This window comes from Nostoc sp. CmiVER01 (genome assembly GCF_034531135.2).
In the GTDB taxonomy this organism is placed as follows: domain Bacteria; phylum Cyanobacteriota; class Cyanobacteriia; order Cyanobacteriales; family Nostocaceae; genus Nostoc.
On record NZ_JAVRBU020000010.1, the window covers coordinates 1 to 25,723 of the forward strand.

The 25,723-nt window shown below is 38.6% G+C and carries 23 protein-coding genes; 16 read left to right on the plus strand and 7 right to left on the minus strand.

Features of this window, described 5'->3' with window-relative positions:
- Window positions 1-113 precede the first annotated feature (113 nt).
- The 12 genes from RMZ43_RS17905 to RMZ43_RS17960 all read left to right on the plus strand — a co-directional run bounded on the left by RMZ43_RS17905 (window position 114) and on the right by RMZ43_RS17960 (window position 15,923).
- Window positions 114-2,942, plus strand: a complete 2,829-nt coding sequence (locus tag RMZ43_RS17905; RefSeq protein WP_428850750.1) for a hypothetical protein — start codon at window positions 114-116, stop codon at window positions 2,940-2,942.
- Window positions 2,943-3,018: 76 nt separating this feature from the next.
- Complete coding sequence (locus tag RMZ43_RS17910) at window positions 3,019-3,741, plus strand: hypothetical protein (RefSeq protein ID WP_428850751.1); 723 nt, start codon at window positions 3,019-3,021, stop codon at window positions 3,739-3,741.
- A gap of 265 nt (window positions 3,742-4,006) precedes the next feature.
- Complete coding sequence (locus RMZ43_RS17915; protein ID WP_428850752.1) at window positions 4,007-5,107, plus strand: hypothetical protein; 1,101 nt, start codon at window positions 4,007-4,009, stop codon at window positions 5,105-5,107.
- 264 nt (window positions 5,108-5,371) lie between these two features.
- Window positions 5,372-6,136, plus strand: a complete 765-nt coding sequence (locus RMZ43_RS17920; protein ID WP_428850753.1) for a hypothetical protein — start codon at window positions 5,372-5,374, stop codon at window positions 6,134-6,136.
- 5 nt (window positions 6,137-6,141) lie between these two features.
- Window positions 6,142-7,719: a TrbI/VirB10 family protein gene (locus tag RMZ43_RS17925; RefSeq protein WP_428850754.1), complete on the plus strand. Its 1,578-nt coding sequence runs from the start codon at window positions 6,142-6,144 to the stop codon at window positions 7,717-7,719.
- A complete protein-coding gene (locus RMZ43_RS17930) occupies window positions 7,716-8,447 on the plus strand; it encodes a hypothetical protein (RefSeq protein WP_428850755.1) in 732 nt (243 codons plus the stop codon). The genes RMZ43_RS17925 and RMZ43_RS17930 overlap by 4 nt, the downstream gene beginning before the upstream one ends.
- On the plus strand, window positions 8,444-9,658 hold the full coding sequence (locus tag RMZ43_RS17935) for a hypothetical protein (RefSeq protein WP_428850756.1): 1,215 nt from the start codon (window positions 8,444-8,446) through the stop codon (window positions 9,656-9,658). The genes RMZ43_RS17930 and RMZ43_RS17935 overlap by 4 nt, the downstream gene beginning before the upstream one ends.
- 27 nt (window positions 9,659-9,685) lie before the next feature.
- Complete coding sequence (locus RMZ43_RS17940; protein ID WP_428850757.1) at window positions 9,686-11,500, plus strand: type IV secretory system conjugative DNA transfer family protein; 1,815 nt, start codon at window positions 9,686-9,688, stop codon at window positions 11,498-11,500.
- Window positions 11,490-12,005 (plus strand): relaxase/mobilization nuclease domain-containing protein, encoded by a 516-nt coding sequence (locus RMZ43_RS17945; protein ID WP_428850758.1) that lies wholly within the window; start codon window positions 11,490-11,492, stop codon window positions 12,003-12,005. The genes RMZ43_RS17940 and RMZ43_RS17945 overlap by 11 nt, the downstream gene beginning before the upstream one ends.
- 25 nt (window positions 12,006-12,030) lie before the next feature.
- Window positions 12,031-12,441, plus strand: a complete 411-nt coding sequence (locus RMZ43_RS17950; protein WP_428850759.1) for a hypothetical protein — start codon at window positions 12,031-12,033, stop codon at window positions 12,439-12,441.
- Window position 12,442: 1 nt separating this feature from the next.
- Entirely contained in the window at window positions 12,443-15,103 is a 2,661-nt protein-coding gene (locus RMZ43_RS17955; RefSeq protein WP_428850760.1) for a DUF3854 domain-containing protein, read from the plus strand.
- 1 nt (window position 15,104) lies between these two features.
- Complete coding sequence (locus tag RMZ43_RS17960; RefSeq protein ID WP_428850761.1) at window positions 15,105-15,923, plus strand: hypothetical protein; 819 nt, start codon at window positions 15,105-15,107, stop codon at window positions 15,921-15,923.
- Between the two features lie 223 nt (window positions 15,924-16,146).
- Here the strand turns inward: RMZ43_RS17960 and RMZ43_RS17965 are convergent, their stop codons facing one another.
- Window positions 16,147-16,920 (minus strand): sensor histidine kinase, encoded by a 774-nt coding sequence (locus tag RMZ43_RS17965; RefSeq protein WP_428850762.1) that lies wholly within the window; start codon window positions 16,918-16,920, stop codon window positions 16,147-16,149.
- Between the two features lie 255 nt (window positions 16,921-17,175).
- Here RMZ43_RS17965 and RMZ43_RS17970 point away from each other — a divergent pair, with 255 nt between their 5' ends.
- Window positions 17,176-17,859 carry a response regulator gene (locus tag RMZ43_RS17970; protein ID WP_428850763.1) on the plus strand — a complete coding sequence of 228 codons (684 nt, stop codon included), beginning with the start codon at window positions 17,176-17,178 and terminating at the stop codon, window positions 17,857-17,859.
- 4 nt (window positions 17,860-17,863) lie between these two features.
- On the opposite strand, the gene RMZ43_RS17975 is transcribed toward RMZ43_RS17970, so the two are convergent.
- From RMZ43_RS17975 to RMZ43_RS17990, 4 genes are read right to left on the minus strand one after another with little or no spacing between them, the layout of a single operon-like run.
- Window positions 17,864-18,526: a DUF6753 family protein gene (locus RMZ43_RS17975; protein ID WP_428850764.1), complete on the minus strand. Its 663-nt coding sequence runs from the start codon at window positions 18,524-18,526 to the stop codon at window positions 17,864-17,866.
- A complete protein-coding gene (locus tag RMZ43_RS17980) occupies window positions 18,492-19,208 on the minus strand; it encodes a hypothetical protein (protein ID WP_428850765.1) in 717 nt (238 codons plus the stop codon). The genes RMZ43_RS17975 and RMZ43_RS17980 overlap by 35 nt, the downstream gene beginning before the upstream one ends.
- 10 nt (window positions 19,209-19,218) lie before the next feature.
- Window positions 19,219-20,340, minus strand: a complete 1,122-nt coding sequence (locus RMZ43_RS17985; protein ID WP_428850766.1) for a hypothetical protein — start codon at window positions 20,338-20,340, stop codon at window positions 19,219-19,221.
- Between the two features lie 41 nt (window positions 20,341-20,381).
- A complete protein-coding gene (locus RMZ43_RS17990) occupies window positions 20,382-21,215 on the minus strand; it encodes a hypothetical protein (RefSeq protein ID WP_428850767.1) in 834 nt (277 codons plus the stop codon).
- A gap of 648 nt (window positions 21,216-21,863) precedes the next feature.
- Between RMZ43_RS17990 and RMZ43_RS17995 the strand changes: the two genes are divergently transcribed.
- On the plus strand, window positions 21,864-22,517 hold the full coding sequence (locus RMZ43_RS17995; protein ID WP_428850768.1) for a hypothetical protein: 654 nt from the start codon (window positions 21,864-21,866) through the stop codon (window positions 22,515-22,517).
- A gap of 444 nt (window positions 22,518-22,961) precedes the next feature.
- Window positions 22,962-23,990: a hypothetical protein gene (locus RMZ43_RS18000; RefSeq protein ID WP_428850769.1), complete on the plus strand. Its 1,029-nt coding sequence runs from the start codon at window positions 22,962-22,964 to the stop codon at window positions 23,988-23,990.
- A 52-nt stretch (window positions 23,991-24,042) separates the two neighbouring features.
- On the opposite strand, the gene RMZ43_RS18005 is transcribed toward RMZ43_RS18000, so the two are convergent.
- Complete coding sequence (locus RMZ43_RS18005; RefSeq protein WP_428850770.1) at window positions 24,043-24,282, minus strand: hypothetical protein; 240 nt, start codon at window positions 24,280-24,282, stop codon at window positions 24,043-24,045.
- Window positions 24,283-24,446: 164 nt separating this feature from the next.
- On the opposite strand from RMZ43_RS18005, the gene RMZ43_RS18010 reads away from it, so the two are divergent.
- Complete coding sequence (locus tag RMZ43_RS18010) at window positions 24,447-24,611, plus strand: hypothetical protein (protein ID WP_428850771.1); 165 nt, start codon at window positions 24,447-24,449, stop codon at window positions 24,609-24,611.
- A 63-nt stretch (window positions 24,612-24,674) separates the two neighbouring features.
- On the opposite strand, the gene RMZ43_RS18015 is transcribed toward RMZ43_RS18010, so the two are convergent.
- Complete coding sequence (locus tag RMZ43_RS18015; RefSeq protein WP_428850772.1) at window positions 24,675-25,370, minus strand: hypothetical protein; 696 nt, start codon at window positions 25,368-25,370, stop codon at window positions 24,675-24,677.
- Window positions 25,371-25,723 lie beyond the last annotated feature (353 nt).

Below are 25,723 nucleotides of genomic sequence, written 5' to 3' on the forward strand. Positions count from 1 at the left end.
CCATCAACCTAAGAAACCCAGCCTTCAGATGGAATGGCTTTTACCTCAATCTGCTTAACCCGAACTCAGGTTAATTACGAATTACGAATTACGAATTACGAATTATTAAAGTTATGGCAACAAAGCAGACAGATAAGGTCAAGAAACAAAGGTTAGAAACTGAGCAAGTTAATGTAGTAAAAACTCTTACTCCTTTTGAAGACATTATCCATTTAGCTGGGGTTTGCGATGTTGCTTTGGGAGGGAGAAAAGGGATAGGAGCATTAATTCTCAAAAATGGGGAATCGATTCAAATCAAATTCTGTTTTGATTGTGTTGGAATTCATTCTAACTTAGCCTCTGAGCAAATTCTTCCAATCTTTGAGAGTATAGAGGCAGGTTTAAAAGAGATCCCATCAGCAGAGTCATTAACCATACATTTAGGTTCCTTTACAGACGATTATTCGAGGCAATCAGAATTAGAGTCTATCGAAACCAATTGTGATATTGAGCAATTGAAATTACTAATTAGGAGTGAAAGGTTACGAATCAAAGAACTAACCCACTCGGGAGTCAGGAAGAACAAGTTTTTAAGATTATGGTGTACTTATACAGCGTTAGCTGAGTCAGAAATCAGCCAAGACATTGTAGAATCGGCAATCAGAAAGTTAGAGAAAGTTTGGTTTAAATTCACCGGAGAAATTCACGCTTTTAATAATAGCAGGATTGAAAATATTCTTAAGAACTCATTTAGCGACGGTTTTTTGCAGTGGGAATCGTTGCTAAGTAACAAAATGAAACTAGGGATCAGAGTTTTGAGCGCTGAAGATATTTGGAAAGTCTTATGGCATCAATTTAATCTGACATCACCAACGGCGATTCCTAATCCCTTAGTGATTAGTCAAACCCAAGGATTAGTAGAAACTCAAACAAGCGATTTTCATATTCGGCATCATTTATTGGAAAATGAAGAATCTGTTCCATTCTTGGATCGCCAATGGGTAAAGATTCAAGATAAATATATTGGGGTGATGAACTTTAGCCAAAAACCAGGGGGGTGGTTAAATGAACGCTCTCAATTACGATATCTTTGGGAATTGATTTCTAAAGAAAGTATCTCAGATACAGAAATTATCTGTCAAATCACTAAAGCTAATCAAGCAATTACCAAAACTAATTTACAACGCCTTACTAAACAGTCAATTACATCAACAGCCTTATCAACAAGTAAAGGAAACATCGATGTTAAAGCTGGAATAAATATTGAAGAATCTGTAGAGGCACAACGAACCATTTACAAAGGAAGCGTTGTCGTTTATACCGGAGTAGCTTTTCTTGTCCATAGAAAATCAACAAGAGAACTCAATGAGGCTTGCAAATACTTAGCTTCCTACTTTTTAAGGCCGGCAGCAGTAGATCGAGAAAAAGAATACGCCTGGAAGACATGGTTGCAATGTTGTCCATTTGTTTGGGAGCCACTGCTGGCAAAACCTTTTAACCGCAGATTACCTTATTTCAGTTCCGAAGCACCAGGGCTGATGCCTTTGATTCGTACAGCTACAGGAGATCGGACTGGCTTTGAGTTAATTGCCGAAGAGGGAGGTACACCAGTACACATGGATTTGTACAAACATCATAAAAATATAGCAGTTTTTGGTGCAACTCGTTCGGGTAAATCAGTACTGGTGGCAGGAATTTTAACACCTGCACTTGCTCAAGATATACCAGTAGTAGCGTTAGATTACCCCAAACCAGACGGGACATCGACATTTAGTGACTACACTAATTTGCTAGGTAAGGATGGTGCATACTTTGATATTTCCAAAGAGTCGAATAATTTGTTTGAGTTACCTAATTTGAGGGGGATGGATCAAGAAATCATTAATGAAAGATTGAATGATTTTAAGGAATTCTTGAAATCAGTGTTAATGACAATGGTGATTGGAACTAGCGTGATTGGCGTTAGCTCTTCCATGATTACTAATATTGAATCAATCATTGCCCTAGCCTTGAAAACGTTTTTTAATGATGATGAAATCAAAGTCCGGTATAAGTTGGCATTAGCCGCAGGAGTTGGCACTAAAGCTTGGCTGGACACTCCGACATTACAAGATTTTTTGAATTATTGTTCGCCAGCATTTCTTAAGATAGATTCTATAGCCAGCAATAGCCAGGAAATTTTATCAGCTTTAGAGCAAATCAGGTTGAGATTAAAGTACTGGCTCTCAACAAGAGTTGGAGAATCAATTAGTCGTCCCTCAACTTTCCGAACTGATGCTAAGTTGCTGGTATTTGCACTGCGGAATTTATCAAGTGAGGCAGATGCAGCTATCTTAGCTCTGAGCGCTTATGCCGCAGCCCTTCGACGTGCTTTATCTTCTAAAGCCAGTATCTTCTTTCTGGATGAAGCGCCGATTTTATTTCAATTTGATGCGATCGCCGAGTTAATAGGAAGGCTTTGTGCCAATGGTGCAAAAGCAGGGATACGGGTGATTCTCTCAGCTCAAGAACCAGAAAGTATTTACCAAAGCAAAGCCGCTGCGAAAATCTTCGCCAATATTACAACCCGATTGATCGGGAGAATCCAATCTTCGGCAGTAGATTCCTTTGTTGATAGATTTAAATATCCTTACGAAATCATTCAAACCAATAGTACAGAGGCTTTCTATCCAACAAAATCCGGCATTTACTCACAGTGGTTATTGGATGATTCAGGCAAACTTACATTCTGTCGTTATTATCCAGCACATTGTTTATTGTCCGCAGTCGCTAACAATCCTTATGAACAAGAATTACGAACTCTATTCTTGAAAAAATATCAAGATAATCCAATACTAGCACAAGTCAAGTTTTCTGAAGATTATATCAGAATGGTTCGGGGAGAGCCGTTATCTTCAACAGCCCAAGAATTGCTTAGGAGTTTAACTTCTAAAACTTTAGTAATTAAAGGGCATAACTCCTAATTAATCAAGACTTAATTCGTCTGGTAACTAAATTATGAATTTTCTATTCAAACTGAAAAAAGGGGAGTATCCCAGCATGAACCAACTCAAAAAAATTAGTCTAGCTGCCATTATATCTAGTGGAGTTACGAGTCTATTAATTGCTGCACCGAGTTATGGAATATCACTAGACCTAAATACTTTTTTGGCTTCAATTAGGAATCAGATTCAGAGCGAAATGAGCCAAATTAGCAGTATAGCTTCAGATAAAATTAATAATTTCTGGGCAGCAACCCAAGAGGATGCTAATTCTGCAATTAATGGTGCTACTGGTGTGATGGGTGCGCCAGATCCAGTTGAAAGTGGTCAGCGTTTGAAAGTATCCTTAGCATCGGACTCTGATTGGGCAGGAGCATCAACACAAGCACAAGACTTACAGCGAGAAATTACCAAAGCATCAGTCTCTGGTGTATTAGGGCAACTTGGTCAGCAAGATACTGCCAACAAAATTGATCAAACTACACAAACGGCTCAAGATGCTTCAAACCTGGGACATCTTGCACAAGAGATGAATGCCTCACAGAATATTTTAAAAGTAATAGCAGCCCAAAATAGTCTGGTGGTTTCAATGCTGGCACAACAGCGCACTGATTCATTGCAATCACGCTCTGATACCGCACAGTCTAATATGATGCTGACGCAGATTGCAGAACAATTAACAGCAAATCGTCAAAAAGAGGATATTCGAGAAGAAGGATTAATTTCTCTTAATCTCGAAGTTGCTGCTATGTCTGTACTAGATCCTACTTACTCACCCTGAAGAAAGTGTGTTTGCAATTCGCAATTCGCAGTTCGCAATTCGCAATTGTGTGTGAATGCAATTGAATAATTGATTCATTCGGGATGTCAGCCCATAATTTTAATTATGAAAGAAAACAAAATATATAGTATCAATATTCAACCCACAATTTTAGTTATGGGGTAATAATTGCGAATTGCGAATTGCGAATTGCGAATTGCGAATTGCGAATTGCGAATTGCAAACCACTCCCTTAGACCTCTTATGCAAAGGAAAGGATTCTTATATGTATTTTTTAGCGCAACAAGCGATTGGTGGTGATTTAGCCAGACAAGCATCTCAAACTTCTGCATCAATATCAGCCGGATTTGATGATTTGTGGAATAAAACTTTAGCTGGGGAACTATACAACAATATATGTACGGTAGGAGCATTATTTGCGGTTGCAACATTAACTTTTTTCATGATTGAGTGGACAAAGCAAATGATCAATGGTGATGAGCAACGAGCTTTCACCGATTTTATCTGGCCGTTGATTGTGGTGGTGTTGTTGTCAAATCAAGGCAAAGTGCTAGGAAACTCAACATTAGGGATTAGGAACTACATCAACAATGTAAATAATATGGTGTTGATACAAACGGCTGATGGGCTAGATTTAAGAGTCGCATTTCAAAAAGCAGCAGGGGTATCAGTAGCTCGAAGTGCTATCGGATTAGCAATTGAAAGATGTCGGAGTTCTTCATTACAGCCTATTGAAGCAATTAATTGTTTACAACAGGCTAAAAAAGATTTAAGCCAAAAATACCCAGATGCTTTCGATCAAAATAGTGGCCCCTTCAAATGGCTTATGGATGGGATAGATAAAGTCGTTGACGCTCCGATTGATGCAATTAAAAATAACAGAAATCCACTTCAGATATTATTTTCTTCCATTAGTGGTTTTATTGGTTCCGGTGTGACTTCAACAATTTCATTGGTCATGCTGTCAATGAATGGCTCATATCAATGGACAATTGAATTAACAATGTTAGTTACAGCCTTTTTAGGGCCACTAGCTGTTGGAGGTTCTTTATTACCTTATGGAGCGAAATCAATTTACACTTGGCTAATTGGTTATTTCAGTATTGGAATATGTAAACTCTCTTTTAACATGATTGTTGGTTTTGCTGGACAACTAATCTCTGATTCTCAAGCAGATCAACCAATGTTCTTCCTGTTTACAATTGGCACTTGTGCTCCCTTCTTGGCTACGGGATTAGCCGCAGGCGGTGGTTTAGCCCTGCTACAACAAATTAATAAGGCCTCAGAAACTTATGGTGTGATTGCCGCAGAAGTAGGCATTGCAATAATCACTAGAGGTGTTAGTTTGGCGAAGTCTAGGAAATAAAAGGAGGTGTAGGGAATGTGGGAGGGGTGGGGAGTGTGGGGAGTGTGGAAAGTGTAGAGAGTGAAGTTTGATTAAAGTTTGCGGTGAAATGCCATTACCTCATATTTGAACAACAAGCAAGAGAACTCTGCACTCGTTATAATCAAGCCTTTAGTGGATTAGTCAAAAAGATTACCCATCCAGATGATTGGTTACTGGATTAACTTCCTACACTCCTCACCCCTCCTACACCTCCCACACTCCCTACACTCATTTTCAAGAGATATGGTAAACACGAAAAACCGAAAATCAGAGCCATTACAGCTACTGCAATTTAATAAATCAGTCCCGACAAGAATTGGAATAATTTCATTAGTAGGATTTTCTTTTGCAATATTTTCATTACTATTGCAATTTCTCAATTATGGAGCAATCAGAGGATTAAGCAAAAAGCAATTAGCTTTAGTACAGTTAGATGATGGCAAAACTATTACTGCTAAATCAGTAGACCAAAATCAACGTTCGCCAGAAGTAATCAAGAAGTTTGTTGGTGATACGTTCATTAAAATGTTTAGCTGGGATGGGTTAGTGAAAATTGACAACGATAAGGGAGAAGTAATTACCAAGCAAGACAAAGGGATAGATATTGATGCAGCAAGTGGAAAAAAGAAAGTTACAACTAAGGCTTATGAAGCTGCTTTTGCAATTAGTGAAAATCAGAACTTTCGAGCAGCCTTTTTACAAAAGCTGGCAGAACTTACCCCCAGCAGAATATTTGAAGGAAATATGCAAGCGTCTTTAATTCCTCGTTATATTGGAGAGCCGCGATTAATTAGAGATGGCGTATGGCAAGTAGATATCGTCGCAACTATTGTGACTTTTACAACTTCTGATAATACTGGACAGGGAATTACCTTCAATAAGACTGTGACTGTAGAAGCAGTGAATACGCCACAAGAAATTCCTGCTCTCACTGAACTTTCTCGGAAAATCTATGAAGCTCGGAGCGCTGGTTTAGAAATTACACAAATCAATGATTTGAAACCTTAATAATTATGTCACTAAAAAACGAACACCAGAATTTGACTATAGATCAAATCTTGAGATTTTCAGAGGATACAAATGATGGACAAAGCAGAGAAAAGCCTAACCGGGAAGACTCCGAAGAATTTCCATTGATTACCAGGCACACTGTCAGTACTTCTCCTTGGTCAAGATTAGGGATAATCGCTATTCCTTTTGGCTTAGGGTTTTTAGCGATATTTTATTTTCTTAATGGCATTTTCAATCCTGGTAGAAGTCCAGAAGCGATAACTGCTAAAGCTGATAAAACCTCCCCAGCCTTGGAGAAAGTTGATAACAAAGATGGTGATGTCTATGCCAAATTAGCCTTGAATAAACAAGAAGATGAATTAGAAAAAATTAATCAGAATCAACGGGAAGTTAAAGTTAATAATAAACCTGTAAATGTTGCAGCTTCTCCACCAACACCAACAGCTAGACCTGTAGCACAAACACAAAGTCCTAGTCCTAGACGATATTACGTTCCGAATAGAACTCAACTCCAGATTTCATCACCACGTAATCAAACATTACCGAGAATTACTAATCCTGTTAGGACTAGGACTGTTAGGACTGTTACGCCGAAAACAGAAACGCCAACAGACGTGATAGCTGAATTTAATCGACTTCGCAGCTTAGGATCTTACGGAAAAATCGCTTATACACCTACTTCAAATAACCAGCAGATATCAACAGAGGCAACATCCTTTCAAACGCCGAATACAACACGAATTCAAGTACAGCCAACCAATAGTGCTTATACAACACAGCAAACACGCCCTAACTTTTTCAACAGTACACCCACAGAAATTGAGAAAATTCGCCCTCGTTGGTCAGCCGATTCTAAATCTGATAAACAAATAGCAGATGGTAATTACTTGCCTCAAGAAAACCAAATTCTGCAACAGCGTAAAACTCGCTATTTAGTTGTTGGGGAATTCGCAAATGGTGTTTTAGTGACTTCAGTCGTCAAGCAGCAAAGCGAAAATCGCTTCCAACAACAGCAAAATCCAGATGATACTAAACGCTATGTTGCTAGATTAACGGCTGATTTGCATGACAACTATGGAAATGTGGCAATTCATAAAGGCACTTTATTAGCCGTTGAACCCCTACAGGTTAATGGTGGCTCTTATGTAAGTGTGCAAGTCACCAGCATTATCAAAGATAACACTGAGTACCCAATTAGTAGCGGTGCAATTTCTGTATTAGGAGAAGGCGGCAAACCCTTGTTAGCTAAACAGTTCCAAGATAAGAAAGGGGGAGGTTCTGACTTGACTGTGGGATTAGTCAGTGGTTTGGGTCAAGTAGGAGCAATCCTGAATCAATCTGATTCCAGTAGCAGTGTAGTTAACTCTGCTACTGGGACATTTAGCTCTAGCACGACTTCAAACAGCCAGCGCAATATTGGCGGGGCATTCTTGCAAGGTGCTTTTGGCAAGCTTAGTGACATTATTACTCGTCGTGCAGAAACTTCTAACCAACAAATCACCCCTCGTCCCAATGTTTGGTATATCCCACAGGGGACGAAGATTATCTTTTTGGTGAACCGTTCTCTGGAGTTGCCATGAAGAAGTTAAAACTCGTGACAGCGTTCCAGCTTGGGGTTGCTGCTTTTTTGGCAGTGTGTCTAGTTCCAGTCAAAACCTATGCTCAAAGTACAGTCCGCACCATAAAGCAATCTCAGGTTAGTGGCAGTACTGCCAAGCTACAAAAAATTCAAGTCTGGAATGGCTCAGGCGTATCAATTTCGTTTTATGAAGTCTTAGAAATGGTAAAGCGGGTGTGGATTGACGATCCCTCCCAAGTTCTGATTGACACTGATGGTTGTTTGGAGGGAATCGACCAGAACTGTCAAAACAGTAGTGCTGGACTACTTCACTTACGCCGGATCAAAAAGCTTTCGGTTCCAGGACTGCCGCAAACAAGTGCAACTTTGCTTACAGTCATTACTCAAACTGCTTCTGGTTCGCGCAAAGTTTACCATTTTCAAGTTACCCCATCTAATTCCCGTCCTGAATACAGTCAAGTGTCAATTATTTCGGACAAGCCATCTTCAACAGTAACTCGACCCTTATTATCCCCTCTAGTACAAACTATCAACACCACAAAACAAATCAGAGCAGGGATCAGGGTAGCGATTAGTAATGGTTTGCTCTCCTCATCTGATGAACTTCACAATCGGATTGAGCAATTCTTGACTCATTTTCAAGCTGGAGAGCAAATGCCTACTGCGGCAGATAAGGCTGGTGTTTCACTGAAATTAGTTAACAAATTAATCGAGCTTGGACAAATATGAAATCATCAAAGCGTTCGCCCCAAATTACTTTTGATATGATTCGCTATTTAATATTGTTTGGATTGCTAGGAGGATTGTTTATTCACAGTTTTTGGAAATATGGAATTATGAATCAGGTAATTGGATTTTTATTGCCAAAAGCATCAGCACAAGTCCCATTTGTCACTAGCAACAATGGCTTGATTCCAGACTGGTCAAAAATGAAGTTTCAAGACATGATTGTATCTGAATCTGGTAATGTGACTTACCCATCCGTGAAAGGTAATCAGACTAGAACTTGGCAAGCTGGACAAAGTATTGGCGATTTTATGGAGCTTGGGGATTTTGAAGATGCCAATTTGAATCTTGAAAAGCTTAATCTCAGAGCAATATCTCAGGCATTAGCTATTGATTTAGATGGTTTAACGCTTGACGATTTTGGAGTCATCAAAACTCAAACCCTTAGCGATTTAGTCAAGGCTATACCTGAATTAGCTAATCAATTAGCCAGGAGTGTAGCACCAATCGCTGACTTTTTTCGCCAAATGGGTATCAGCACTAATCAAAGAATTGGTAATGTCGCTAATTATTACAACTTAGACAATATCCCTCTCGGCAGTAAAATTGATTTATCTAAATACAAGCTGACATCGATTCCGGGAATTGAAAACTCATCATTTGATGAATTTGCTAATTGGCAAGATACTCTCATTTCAGACATCCCCGGATTGAAAGATTTATCTTGGAATAATTTTCCTAGTGTACCAGAGCCGGATCTTTCTTTTATTGGTCAAGTAGATTTGCCATTGGGAGATATAGAATCCAACCGGATTCGCAGCATTTCTGGCAGTTATCAAGAGGGTTTTAATGTCCCTTGCAAGTCCCATAATTGCGCCCATTTTGAAGCTTCAGGTCTTGGTCAGACCACTGGAGCGCAATGGATTTCGGGAAAAGTCCAGAAAGTTAAAGGTGGCTATGGAATTTTAGCTGTTGCTAATGGTGGTCTTGAGCCAACTGGTCGTCATCCCTTTGGCAAATCATTTAAACAAGTGATGTGGGACATAGATGAATCAAGCGGTTCCGTTAACACTGCTATGTTTTTCCGTTTCTGCAAGAATATTCCTTTTGTTGGTCGCACTTGTACTCCCTACTTTATCGGGCCAGTGCCATTCATTACTTACCATGAAAAAGACCCCATTATTTTTGGTAGTCCTTCTACTGTTCCTAATTAACTATTCTTATTCCTAACCTTTTACGTGATGAGCAATAATTTGACTACTTCAAGTAATCAACCTTTTCGATTCGAGCAGCTTCAAAATCCTCATGACAGCATTGGCAAGTATACCAATGCTTTGTTTACACCAAATGGACTGACAGTTTTAGCAATGGTGGCTGCTTACATTTTAATGAGAATATGTTTTGGGGATGGCAGTAGTAAAAATAAGATTGCTACTAGCTATTGGGGAGGAAGAAAGGAGAGTAATACAGCTAAGAAAAAAGCATTGCAACAGATACAATCTCCCCGGTGTGATAGTGTTGCTTTGTATATTGGTAGACATCAATTCAAAGGGACAAAAAAACAAATTGGTAGTCCAGGAGTACCGATTTATGTCCCAGAAGTACAAAGGGGAACTGCTGCCATTGGCGCACCCGGAAGTGGCAAAACTTTCAGTGCTATTAACCCCATGTTGTTTTCCGCAATTGACCAAGGCTTCCCTATTTTACTCTATGACTTTAAGTACCCTTCTCAGGCGAAAATCGCTGCTTATGCTAAAGCCCTTGGTTACGATGTTCATATTTTTGCCCCTGGTTTTCCCGAATCAGAAGTTTGTAACCCATTGGACTTTTTAAGAGATTCTTCTGACGCTGAAAACGCTCGTCAAATTGCCACGGTCATCAATAAAAACTTCCGCATTCTGAATAATTCTAATGAAGATGGATTTTTCGGACCCTCTGGGGATCAGTTAACCCAAGCTGTCTTGATGTTAACCAAAGAGTTTGGAAAAAGAGCAGATGTCATGACCAGTGCTGCCATCTTGTCTAGTGAGCAGATGATTGCCCGGTTAATGTCTGCTAATCTCAACCCTTGGGTCAAGATTGCCTTTGGTCAGTTGTTCAGTTCCGCCGCAAGTGAGAAAACTGTTGCCGGGATTGTTGCCACAGCTAGTATCATGTTTACCCGCTTCATGGCCAAGAACACACTCGGTTGCTTTATTGGTAAAACGACTTTACCACTCTCAATTCAGGGTAAACAAATGATTATCTTTGGTTTAGACAGAGAGCGCCGCGATGCTGTTGCACCGTTGATGACTAGCGTTCTCCACATGACTATCGCCCGAAATATTGCCAAAAAAAGGCAAGACCCTTTGATAGTTGCGTTAGATGAATTGCCTTCTCTTTATTTACCTGATTTATTCAGATGGCTTAATGAATCCCGAAGTGAGGGTTTTTGCGGCATCCTCGGCTGGCAGAATATGGGGCAACTTGAGAAAAACTATGGACGCGAAGTTGCTAAGACTATCCTTGGTGCTTGCAGTACAAAATTTATTTTCAACCCTGGGGAGAACGAGTCTGCACAACTGTTTTCTTCCTTTCTGGGGGATGAAGAAATTAGGTACAAGCATAAATCAAGATCCACAGGTGGTGGAAAGAGCAATAATACCATTAGCGATCAAGAAAAAACTAAAAAGCTCTTTGAGTCCGCCCAGTTTTTGAAGCTCCCAGCCGGGAAGTGTGTTTTTATCAATCCTGCATACTCCAATAGAAAAGAGGGGTCTGTTCCTCAGTTAAAAAGCATCAATATTCCTCAATTTCTCCGCGATATCGACAGATACAACGAAAAAAAATGGAAGCCAGTTGTCAGTAGATTAGCTCGCAGAAGTACCCAAAGATATCCGACTCAGCACGACTTAGATTTGAGAGTAGATGATGTCAATAACCGTTTCCCTTTACCTGTCAAACAAGACAACAATCCTAATAATAAAGTTTTAAGTGTTGGAGAAATCAAATCAATTCTAGACAAAGATACTGAGATCCCAATTCCAAGGATAGTAAACAATGAGAATGATGATTAAGGAATATGCTCTCTCTGATTTTTATATCATTAACCAATTAATGCAGACATTGACCATTAACTCCGGTAATCTTGTTAACATTCATGCTCCTACTTGGATAATTAATACTTATCAAGTTTTAAGTAAGCAAAGACCAAGATTAAAAAAGGTCGGAATTTATGTTCATATTACTTTGAAAAGTTTCCCAATTACTTTATCATCAGATGTTTCTGAACAAATTCTCAATGAATATATCCAAGGCATCGGCTGGGATGATTTGCAATATGTCACTTTTCTGAAATCTCATCAAGACTCTTTAGAATTCCATCTTATTTTTAATCGGGTGATGGCATCGGGGGAAGTGATTGACTTAAATTGTCTCGGTGCTAAATCGCAGCAGTATGATGTTTTACAAAAATCTTTAATAAATATTATCAAGTCAGACACGAAGCAGGAGGTAGAAGTCAGAAGTCAGAATGGCCTAAACGCCCATTCTGACTCCAGCAAGAACTGCCTCCTTCAATAAAACAACATGGGAACTGAGGTGAAATATGTTTGATGAACGGCATTTACAACTGGTTTCCAATTATGCTAAAAGCAGCGATTATTTTGCCAGAAATGTCATAGCACCTTTAATAAAATATGTTTGCGCTGACACTGTAGAACAATGGAATAAAAGAGCAAGAATTGAACTCGGAAAAGATACTTATGCTCTTAACCTTGATGAAGGTGGAGGTTATTCTTGGACAAAAGTTGATCCGAAAACTAATAACTTTGTAACAGTAGACCCAGAAGAAGCTAAAGAAGTTGAAAAAATTGTCGAACAATCTTTAGCAAATACAAACGCTCCTCAGCATTCGCCAGCTTCTACAGAATCATTATCAACGAATACATCTATAACCGACTCCAGGACAAACAATTCTTTAATCTCTGATGATTCTCGCTCCCAAATAGAGTTCTAATATGGATGAATTCGTTAATTTACGCCCAAATCATATCGAGCCTAAACACTGGCATGAACTGGTAGTTGATAGCGCCATTCATCCGATTATTGCTTCTGCCAATTTTAAGTCTTTATATTATGATTCCATAGAACAATCCCATGAATCTTGGGAATACTTAATGTATAGTGACCAGATTGAGCGTAAAAATGCTGGTCGCTTAGGTGATAAAACTCTACAAACTTACGCATATCTTGATTCTACTGATGGTTGGTGGTGTAATGCTGGAGTTGACCCCCGCACTTTTTGTGATTTACAACCTGGGGACAAACCAAAAGAGAAACTTTGGGGCTGTTACAAGCCTGATTCTCCTAGACCAGATCCTCAAAAACCTGGGAAATTTATAAAATATGAACATCCTTACAAAGTTGAACTTAGTATCTTCTTATTAGAAGTACCAAAAGAAATTGCTGAACTGATTTACTTCAAAGCTGGCGTTAATCCAAGCGCCAGCGATCGCCAATCAGGTTTCTGGTTTTCTGTGTGGAAACACAATATACCAGTAACCATTGCTGAAGGAGCTAAGAAAGCTGCTAGTATTTTGACTCAAGGCGATGCTGCCATCGGCTTGCCAGGGGTAAATGCTGCATATCGCTCTAAAGATGACCAGGGTAATCCAATTGAGAGCAAATTACGCTCAGAAATTGCGATGTTTGCGACTCCAGACAGAGAAATGAGAATCTGCTTTGACCATGATTCCAAAAGTAAAACTCAAGTCAACGTCGGCAAAGCTTTGATTAAAACTAGTCAACTTTTGGTCAATCATGGGGCTAAAGTCATTGTCATCACTTTACCCGGGCCAGAAAAAGGTGTTGACGATTTGATTGCCGCACAAGGCGCAGCTGCTTATGAAAAGCTTAAAGCCTTAGCGGTTTCTTTTGAAGATTGGCAGCAAAATAACCCTTTACCTGACCTGCGACAATTTATTTTTCTCAAAAATGGACAAGAGTTAAAGCTTAAGAGTGGGGAGAGTGTGGGGAGTGTAGGGAGAAGTGAGATTCTCCTCCATCCAAGCACTCTTCCATGCCTCCTTACACCTCCCACACTCCCCACACCTCCCCTACCTCCTCTATCTCCCCTGCCTCCCCTACTTCCTTTATCCCGTACTCGCCCTCTGTATGCTGCTATTATCAAATCCATACGAATAAAACAAGCATTATTAACCCAACAGATAGAGTCAAAAATTGCGCCTCTTTTGCAAACTAATTCCCAAACAAATAATCAAGTAATTATTCCCGAAGCCCCTCAATCTCAAGTTAGTCCGCCTTCAGAACAGAACAGCACTCAGAACTCACAAAACACCGAATCAATATCAGTCGATGAATTAGACGAATTAGATGAATTAGACCTATTGAAACGCCGTCGTCGCCAATCCGAAATTATTTCTGACACCATAGAGGATAACAAAACTTTTGTTGAAAAACCCTCTAGTGTTAACAAGGATTCTTTTGAATCTAGCAGCATACCTACTGGTAACAGTTGGGTCAATATCAAACAGGTAACAGTTTATAAACAAACAATCCCTCGAAGCTTTTTAGAAGCTAAACAAAATCAAGACATTGCTTTTGCTGCTAGAGAGCTTGTCAAGAATTATGGCGTTCAACAGGATGATGGCTCTACAGTTTATCGTGCCGATGCTTTTCTTATTAAAAAAAATAAATCTACTTATAGTATTCATCGTCGTCAGACGACAAACTTAGATAATCCAATTATGGAGTTTGAAACCTTACAATATCATATTAATATTACTCAAAAACCTTTAGATAAGTTTTTACCTATAGAACGCCAGGAGTTTTTAACGGTTGCAGATACCTTAAAGCAAGGTAAAGAGCTACCCTCCCTTGATGAAGACCCCAGGAAAATTGCTAACAGTTTAAGCTCTCTTTCTCCTGATGGCACTCATAAAATACTTGAAAGTTTTAAATCTTTAGAAGTCTTAAAAATACTTACAAGTACCCTAGAAGCCTTTGACTCTCACGATTTAGAACTAGGTAATTATCGCATTACTTATACTCCTAATGATGAAAATAGCGGTGATATCAAGCTTTTAAAAACTGAATATAACGGAACTACTAGAGTTGCTGTACACATAGAATTGAGCCGTACTGATGAACAAATGAGTCATCAAGTTCACTCTATGGCTATTAACTCATTAGAAATTGACAAACTCAGGCTTCTGGCAACTAAACTTCAAATTCCAACAATTAATTCTGCTGCTAATGCTCATGCTACTCGTGATATCCCTTTGCCACTTCATCCTGCATTAGCTGAAATTTGGAACTTACTGGAGAGTTCTGTCAAATGGACATCTGGAGCGAACCAGGGTAATGAAGGTTTTCGTGAGCGATTTCAAAAAGACCCTAATGCTAAACTAACTTTAGGTGAGCAGTCACAACTTTATTTTAAATTTTTAATTCAAACTAAAGAAGAGATTATTCTTTATGGAAAAACTGATATTATTTTGCCACCACTTAGCGAAATTACAGAGGATTTAAAATTGTTACGTGAACAATCTATTAATAATTTTTATAGCTCGAACATTTCCGCAAATGCCGAAACACAGAAGCCAACTCAGGAAAAACCTCACAACCCAGAACCTCAATTAAACAACTTGGAATTTTAGTATGCAATCCACAGATGTTAGAGAAACTATCGCCTCCATTAATCGTGGGAGCGGAATCTCGAATAATATGATGGCTTATCGACTGGCTCTCATGATGGAGAAAGTGCCACAGACTACAGTGCAATCACCCATTGAATTAGATTCCCAATCACGTCAAAATATTGAAGATAATCTCAGAGGTATTTTGACCAAAAGCACTCAAAATATTGAAGATTATAGGCAACAACTTAAAAATCAATATCTCGCTGAATATTCTCAAAAGTTTGGTGTATCTCAACCCGAAAAAATTGTGACTGAGCAGCCTCATAATTTCTCTAGAGTTGAAAATCTAATTACCCAAAGAAAGCATATATTCCTCCAAAAAATGATGGCTCAAGGGGAAGCAAACACTAATTTAACTCCTTCCACACCAGCAAATCAAGAGGTTAACAAACAACATCAAGGCGATGACTTTAGCAAAAAGTCCCTGATTCCTGCCGTTGTTCAAACTATCATTGCTAAAGGCCAAGATACTAAAAATGAAGGTCGCGTTTATGAAGGAGTTCTTTATAGACTTCAATTACTGATTCAAGAAGGTATACAGTTTATCAATGTTAACCGCAAAACTCAATCCAATCAAAATGCTTTTGCTGCATATAAAGACCACACTAACGAGTTTACAATTACCTCAAATAACCTCTCAACTGAAGAAGCACAAAAAATCGTTGCTTTTAATCAGCAGCGAATTGCAAAAGAACAATCTCAATCATTACCTATTCAAACTGATAAAACTCAGCAATTTACATTTGATAAAGATGATCGTTCCGAGCTAGGAGATTAGGCATATTTAACTAAAATACCCCATCACTAATCCAAATATAAATCCACTGATTAAGAGATACCGTCTTAATATTGGATTTATTTTCACAAAAGGAGCAATTATTGTTGCAAGAAATATGTAAAATGTGGCTTCAAATATATCAGTGCTAAATGTGATAATGGCAGCGATAAACAGCCCACCAAATATCAAACATCCAACTACATACTCTATCTTGTCCCATAGCTTAGTGTCGTCCAGGTAGCGCATGAGTTAATCTCGACTTTTTCGGGATTGTAGCATCTACTCCATAAGAATTGTTTACTTGATAGGGAAATTTTATTGTAAATATCGTTCCCTTACCGACAACAGAATCTACAGACAGTTTCAGCCCATGAGAATAAGCTACCATCATTGCAATATACAATCCTAACCCGGAGCCAGGTGAAGAAATAGTCCCACGATAAAAAGGTAGAAAGATATTCGCCAAATCCTCTGATCCAATACCAATGCCCGTGTCTTCAATTAAAACTACCAAGTCATCACCCTGGTTCAACAATCGCAAGAATATATCACCTGTCTCTGTATATGAGAGGGCGTTTTGAAGTAGATTTGAACACATTCTGTAAAGATGTGTTGCATCTCCTTTCACCCTAGTTCCATGTACATATTTTGTACAAGTCTTGTAGTGCAATTTTAAACCCCGATTAATAGCTTTTGGCATATACTCTTGATATAAATTATTCAATAAGTCGCCAAAATCAAATTCATGAATCAAGGATGGATTTAAACCAATAAGTCTATCTCTTGATTGATGATTTCGATACATGTCTATCAGTTGAATCACTCTGTTATTAGTCTGCCATAAGGATATTAGGATTGTTTTTATCTCTTGGAGATTGCTTCCGTACTCTCCATCTATCATTTGCTTTAAAACAATTGATTCATTAACCACTGCATTGGATACGTCATGTACCAAGGCAGAAATATTAATTTTATTTCTTAATTCTCTTTGGGACATATAAACAAACACTCCTTATCAGGATATAAGTTATTCTATTACACTGCTTTTTAGTAAAACTTATTATTTATAATTATAGCGGATGTCCCTGATATATACCTTAATTACTTTTAGTTTAATCCAGTTATTTAGAAATGTTTTTACTCCCCTACTTTGGGAATATACTAGAATATATATACTTAGATTTTACTGCTTTTATTCAAACATTTATGATATAAAAATAGGAGAAGTTAAAGATTAACTCTTGGTGCAAATATGAGTATCATGACAATTCGGGTAGTAGTAATTGAAGACCAAGAACTGTGTAGACTTGGCATTAGAACGGCGATCGCACAAGAATCAGACATGGAACTGTGCGGTGAGGCTAGCTGCGGATTGGAGGGGTTAGAGTTAGTCAACTCAACAAATCCTGATATTGTCTTACTTGATATTGGGCTACCAGATATCAACGGACTGGAGATGACAACCAGGATTAAGAAGGACACTTTATCCAAAGTTATTATCCTCAGCGCTTATTCTAGTCAAAATGTGATTAACGAAGCTTTTGCCTGTGGTGCTGATTCATATTTCTTAAAGACAACCAAGATCGAGTCGATTAAAAACGCTATCCGTAGTATCTATCGAAACGAAGAATATCTTGACCAAGCGATTATCAAGAGATTTCTGGAATTGAACCATCGTCAGAGTACAAAAATTAAAGGCAAAAGATATAATGAGTTGCCTACAACTCAAGAAATTGAAATTCTCAAATTAATTGCTAGTGGCTGCTCCAATAAGGAAATCGCTAATCAACTATTTATCAGTATTAGCACAGTCAAATCCCACACTGGCAACCTTTTTCTCAAGTTGGGAGCTAGGGATCGGGTCAATGCCATTCTTAAAGCTCAAAGTTTTGGCTATCTAGAACCTTCGCCGCAAGACTGGAGAGCTATTGGGTAGTTCATTATTTCTTGTTCTTTTGCATTTGAATCAAGCAATATCCTTTCAAGCGATTTTCTTCTTGACAAGCAGCCAGAGTTTGTTGATTCTCAACAAAGAGCTTATAAGTTTGCTTCCCTTCGCTAGATTTTACCCATTGTAAAATCTTCAGGTCGTTGTTTGACAACATGACTGATTGGTTTTGACCCAAGTTAGTTATCACGTTCCAAGTTGTAAATGAAGCAAGCATCGCACCGGCTGCTGTCACTCCTCCTACCAGAGCGCAGATAGACCAAAAACGCATCTGAGAATTTCCTGTAGATAATCGCATCTCTTTTGGTGGCGATGATGTCGAGGATGTCGAGGATGCAGATGATGTTGATGCTTGTATCAGCTTCGGTATTTGTTCACTTAAGACATCACGCACAGCATTACTGACTACAGTGTTGTTCATTGATTGGGCTGTTTTAGAAGTATTCGCCACTTTCTCTTCGACTGTTAGTACCCAAGCTTCAATCATTGCCTCCATTCGTGCTTGCAGTGAAATCATTGTCTCTTCATATCTGCCAAGTGTTGCCATGACTTGAAACATCGGGTCATCTTCTGCTAACCCCAGTTGCTGCGCTGTTTCAACAATCCTCTGTTGTTCGGCCTCAGAATACCCCTGCAATATTTCTGATGTTCTCACCTGCTGATACTCCTAAGTAAATACTTGCGACTTGATTATTTTTTACAGTCTCAAAGAAATTTTTTAGCCAGTGATAAATATATGAGCGATACAACACATATAGGGATTGCTCATGAAAACATTGTGAGTAAGGTTTGGCTAAATCCTCCATTGCTTGATAATGATCTCTGTGCAAGGCTGTTAATATAATTTCTGTGCCCCCAACCAATGGCAATTTTTGCTGGATTAATTGCTTATACTCTTTAAACCTCGTATCAAAATGTTGATTTTTGACTATGACATAATTAGCATTGTCCGTTGCAAAATCTAATAGCTGCAAGAAATATTCCATGCAATCACTTCTATGGGAAATTGGCTGTAAGAATGTTAGTTTCCAGTTGAGTTCAGCCAAAACAGTAAAAAAATCAGCCTCATATATGTAGTTACATATTTCTTGAATATATTGTCCCGGCATATCTACAAAAAGCACATCTAATGAGTCATTGAGTAAATCGTCTAATACCAAATCTGGATTGTCTGTGAAAAAATTTAAGCTTTCGATTGGCACTATTCCTCCATAAGCTTTGAACTTATTACGGTTGTCATGGTTATAAATCTTAACCGCTTGATGTTGGCTAAGGAATAGTTCAATCAATAACTTGATAACTGTAGACTTTCCCACACGCGAGTCACCTACAGTCATAACTACACGTCTACAAACGGGGGACATTTTCTAATCCTAAAATGCTTTTTGCCAACCAAACTTGTTCCTTAAATTTGCTAATCCAAGTACTTACCCTTCCTTTCACTGATGGCTTTTCTTTTTGCTCTATTCCTTGATTAAATGTCAAGCTATTTTTGTCTAAATAATCATAAGCGTGTTCTATTAAATCTGGCATCGTTATTTCTAAAAACGGAATATTACTTTCTATTAATATATCCTTCATTGCTGTTATGTCTGAGGATTCTTTATATCTGACAAAGTTTTCTGGCGAACCGAAGAACAAATTTTTTACTACGACATAATCTACTTGATCTTGACAAAAATCATATAAAGTTATTAACTGCTTTACCGAATCCATTACTCGACTAATTACAACTACAATTGTTACTCGCATATCATATAATTCATCAACTGTAGATAAAAATTTCATTTGTTGTACAACATCTTTTAAGATTCTCATGGACTGTGGTGGTAATTCCAATAAGAATAAAGACTTTCCTCTTATAACTGCCCCTTCTGTGTCCAGACTATCCTCTATTAACTCTTTCAAATCATCTAGAAAAATGTCTACATTCCCTTCTGTAAAAAAATCTAATTCTCTCACTAAACATTTATCCCCATAAAATCTGCTTAAATGAGAATTAGATATGTCCGCATCAAAAGCCAAAAATTCTTTTTTCATATCCAAATATGTTTGCGCTAATCCTCTGGCGAAAGTACTTTTTCCTACTCCCCCTTTATCTCCTGTCACTATCACTAATCTCCGACTCCAGTGTTTTTTATTGGTGACTGCGGTTTTTGTTTGTGGCAGGACTGTATTTCCTGCTTCTGCTTTTTCACCTAGCCCCATTGTGGCGGCGTGTGGGGTATAGGGTGCAAGGTCTAGAGAAGAAGAGACAGCCCCAACAGCCAAGGGGTTAGAAGCCTCAGACAACGCATTCATCCCTACACCCCCAAGGGAGCGCACTTCATCTGTGGCTACTGCTTCTGGCTGCTGTACATCTTCTGTGCTTTCTGCTGTGCTTTCTGTTTCTGTTGTTTCATCTATTTTCAAAAGTAATTCTTCTGCTCCGCCAAGGATCTCTGCTTTATCGTTTAAAATATTTGCCATCTGATTTTTTCCTCTATTTCATGTTTAGTCAGTCTCAGAATTTAGTCCAGTGCTAGCATCTCTGCTGAAAAGTAGTTTAATAGATTTAAATACATTGGTTTTAAATCCTTGAAATTCTCAATTGATTTATTAACCATTGTCCCCAGAGCTTGTAGTATTAATCCTTGTTCTAGTACCTGATTTAAATCCAAATCATTTAATTTATTTAAATGATAATAAACTAACAAATCTAATGATTGAGCTATCAATAAATTTTCCGAGCGGATCACCAAATCTTCATAAACATATTCATAACTGCTCACTGACCTAAGTACTGTTTTTAATACTTGAAAATACTTAGTTCTGAAGTCAATCCCATTTAAATCAATAGTCTGAGGACAGCTAGCTGGCAATGGAAGCTTTTTAACAATGAACTTTAAATATAAATCAATACTATTTGATGACCAAGACTCACTATTCTGAAAATACAAATACTTTATCAAAGAATCTTTCTGAGAGTAATCTATTTCTTGAAATAAGTATTTGGGTTGCTCGACGGCAATCAGACTGACATCATTTTTAAATACTGGCATCACATTTGTTCTTACCCATTGCATAAATTGCCTGACTACATTGTGTTCTACTACACTTGTTCGTGATATTAATGAGTGAATCGATAGAGCGCTGAGTGTTGATACCAAACTCACTTGATTATTCTCCATCATCACTAATCGTTTCTGAACTTCAATTGACCTCACGAAATTATCATTTAAAATTGGAGCTACTATTTGCAATACATCCACTGCAAATAACTCTAGCCCTGTTGGTGTTGCTATCACTCTTACTGCATAACTTGATGGATGCTCAAATTCCCAATATCGCCAAACTTCTACCATTTCTCCACTAACTTTTTTGTTCTCCCTCCTCTTACTGCAAAAGCTAGCTTTTTACCATAAGAAGATACATTAAATACATCAAAATTCACTCCGTCAGAATTCTGGAGTCACAATAAATCAATGGGAAATTCAGATCCATCACTGATTTAAGACCACTAAATTTTCTTGTTTTGTGGGGGTTTTAAACCCCTTGATTCATCCGCCATTCGTATAGAATTCATACCTGAATTCTTACTCCTGACGGAGTGAATTCTGCTTTGATCAGAATTCACTTTGCCTGAATGAGTGTTGCCCATGCTGAATTCTTACTTAGACACTATGGCATATTCCCCCACTTTAAAGGAATCGCTCAAAGTCTAAAAAAATATCGTACTTCTGGCTATTGCTTTTTGTTGACATCCTGTTATAAAATTACCGCTTTCACCTGAAAGAAAATAGAAACATCACAAAAATTCAAGTTTTTTAATAGTTAATTCCTGTTTTTAGCTTGCTATTTAAAATCGAATTATTATATATTATTTAGGATAAAGTTTAGCTCCTATTTATTTCATAAATACATAAAGTTAGTTTTCCGAATTGAGCTAGATTTAGCTTTTTTACTATCCAGTTTTTCCGACAATAACTAGTTAGCTATTAAGCGAGAATAGTATGCTTTTCAAAACTTCAAAAATCGCCATTGCTTTAGCTTTGCTCGTCGGTGGTGGTATCATCTCTTGCCAGAGTAAAACGCCTGAACAGATTGCCCGCGAAACAGAACTTGAGTTGATTGCAGCAAAGGAGAAAGCAGAAGCAGATGAAGTTAAAAAATTTGTTGACAGTACTCCCGATCTGTATAGAGTTAATTGGAAAGTTTGTAGTGACGGTTTTCTCGATCGATACAACAACGGCTGTAACGAAAGTCGAGATGTCCGTACTAAAGGTTTTTCTGAAGCCGTCCTTGTTTGGGGGCCTGTTCAAGAGGTGAAGTTTGTCACTAAGCGTCATTTCAGTCCCAATATGCAGAGTGTTGGTTTGTTCGTCAAATCTAAAGGTTGTCTCTTATTGGGTAAACCCGAAGCAGGAGATCAGTTTTACAAAATACACGAATTTTCACTTACAAAAGGTTCTGCCCTTCCAAATCCTGACAGCGCTAAAATTGATAAACTTTCTCCAGAAGATAAAACCAAAGCTATAGGAGTAGCCATTAACAATGCCGAAGACGAAATTGCTTCTTTAAACAATTTCGGTGTTTCTTCCAGTGGATTTATACCTACTACTGCAAAACAACCTTGTCTCACCCTTGAAAAATGGAAAAACTTTTGAAGAAGAATTCAGCTATTCTGAATTCAGGAGTCAGAATCAATCAGTCGGGAATTCAGACCGGCGCAGGTCTTGTTGACCACCAAATCTACGATTTAGTGGGGGTTTTAAACCCTATTATTCATCCGCTTTTTCGGTCAGAATACCAAACTGAATTCTGACGACTGACGCATGTATTCTGTTGGATAAATTCACAACTGCTTAAATAAGTAAAATTCGACGAGTGCAGTTCCTCCCATAACACCAAGGGGGAATGCACTCCATTGCTTTATCGGTAGCGCGATCCTCTTGTAGTATGAATCACTTTGACAACATGAAAAGCAGAGCGGAGCTTTAACTTGCTCAAATACTTTACAATAGATGTGAAACTGTCAATTCTTTTCCAATTCACTCGATGTCGTTTCATAACTATATGAGTGTCGCAAGGTATATTTAACTCTAAACTTGATGAATAGCCCCTTTCCTTTAGAGCCTCCCCAAAAAGCAATCGAGTCATTATTAGCATTGCGGGATTACTACGCACCTCTTGTAGAAGATTACGAAAAATTATATACCCTAGCCAAAGCAAATCTCACTCATGTAGAAGCTCTATTATCTAACTGGTCTTTGACTGAGGAGGTAGATAATGATAATGAAGAATTCACCTCTGAAAAAGGAAAAAACTTCTTCTTATTCTTAAGTGAGGAATCTGTTAATGACGATGTTGAACCTATTACCCATCTTGAGCTAGACGATTCACAGGATACATCAACAGTCGCAACACAATTGCTTGAGTCCACTCAACAAAACATATTCACACTTATACAAGCTTGGTCAGGTGAAGAATCTGATGCAGCTACAGATACTCCAGTACTCCTAGAGCCACCGATAGAAACATCAACTCAACAGCAAGCGCTCTATGGAACCGAGACGGCCATGCTGCCTATTTTCCAATCCCTGTCTCGCCCGGAAGCTATTGAACAGGTTTTGGCAGAACACATTGGCACAATTGTTCACATCGATTTTATTGTCAAAATGCTCTATGGAGAATTAGAGCCAGAAGTCTTTAAAGTGCTTAAACACAGAGTTAAATCATCCCTCACTAAAGGCAGGGAAACTAACAAATGGTTCAGTGTCCCAGGATCACCCGGATATTATACTCTCTCTTTAACTTTGCTACCAAAACCTGAGACGAAGAATTCGTCCACCAGAGTCAAAGGCAAAAATAAGAAACAAGTTTTGCCGCCCCAGCACAAAGACATACCAATGCTCGAAGAATTTCAGGGTCAGTTTTTAATTGATGCACTATCTGCTTTTTTAGAAGGGAATGCTCCCAAGCCTTTCCATATTGATGAAATTATCAATGGAATTTATGGAAAACTTGATGCAGCTGATTTTAAACAGGTAAAAGTCAAGGCACAGAATGAATTGTCACGAGGGCATCGCACAGGAAGATTTTATAGAGTACCTAACAAACTCGGATTTTATACCTGGTAGGTCTACATGCCTGCCCAAACCTTTGATGCCGTAGGGCGTTGAGCATAGTACTTCAGTCTGTAACACCATATTCACGCTCAATCAAACCCAACAGCTTCTCTTCCACAGCAGTAAGATAAAGCCGATTCACCTTCCCCAACGACTGCAACAGACTTTTGACTGTCTCCTCCAGTGAGTCGTAATATATTCGCTCAATGCGTAGGCGTAGCCCGCCGCAGGCATCGCAAACCTGTCGCATCTGCTCACACTCAGCAGGTAAGTAGTTGAAGGGCTTCAGGTGTTGTAAAGACACCGTGTACTCCCCATCCCAAGTTCTTACAGTACAGCTGAATTGCTTGAGCCGTCGCATCCAACCAGACTATTGCTTAACTTACACTTTTAACATTTATGGCTATTCCAGCAACACAGTTAAAGATCGGGCAATCGGTGAAGTATCTAATCGGCACTCGAAGCGGTATGAGTGCGGCAATAACCGATATCACCAAATCATCTCTTAGTCTCAAAAATACTCATATTGTTACTTTGACCTTTGATGATGATTCACTACCAAATCACTTAAAAACACAACAACTAACTGTTTATGACGAATTGCTTGAAGGTTGTGAAATAATCACATTTTAAAAAATTCAAATTGGCAACAGCAGAACGCACATCCGCCGCTACAAGTTGGAATTAATCAAAATACTAACTTGCCGGCTGATATAATCCCGTATTTTCGTTAAATTCCCACCCCAACCCTGCTCTATCCTTCCCCTTACACCATGCTACAAAAAGCGGTGGGGGAAGATTAATTCGCTCCTTGCGTACACTTTCTTCACTTACACCAAGTCTCTTGGCTAAACCTTCTTCAGTTAACGGTTGCATTCTAGGAGTATGCGCTTTGAAGGATGAATTGTTGTTGTACGATTTTTGGCCCCGCTTTTGTTGGTTGTTGAGATAGTCTTGTATTTTAATGATCGCCTCAGCCAACTGTGTCATTCGGGCTGTCATCTTTTCAATTTTTTGTTCTAAATTGGCGAGATTATCAATTGCTGTGGTTTGGTTGCTATTAGATTCATTTGAAAACTCTGACTCGAGCTTATCAAGTCTTTCGCAAATAGCTCTTATCGTTTCATTAGTCGGACTGCTGTGATTTTTATTACTCTCAACCAAGTACTTCTCTACACTTGCCTTAATCTTTGAATCTAGGCGTTCGTCTAAATCGTTACCACCTATTGCATCAACCTGATCTTGGGAATCGCCTAAGTAGAGATCGATAAATTCGAGCAGCGTGGCTGTTGCTGTTGTGCCTTTCGAGTTGCAACAGGCGATAAACTGCTCCCACTTCCTTTGGTCACAGTTGAAAGATGCCAATTTTTTTTTACGCCCTGTATTGCTCATGTTCACGTATCATCTAGGTAAACTTGGACTCTCCACGCTTATTAAATCGTGTAATTCATCATGATGAATTACCTTGATGCTATCATCGCCAAATGTGTCAACGCATTCTTCAGCCGATGCCTTCTACGAAGAGACGCTACCGCCAACACCACTGACTCATAGCGGTTACGCTGGGAGCAAATTAATATAGACATCACCCCGTAGCAATTTCAGCATCAACCATCTTCGCAAGAAACTGGGTATTAAATATCCTCAGTGATTTTGCTAATTGCTGAAAATACCCATGCAGATGACTAAACCGAAAAGAAGAGCGATCGCATTTCAGAGCCAGGAACGTATAGAAAAAGTGTAGA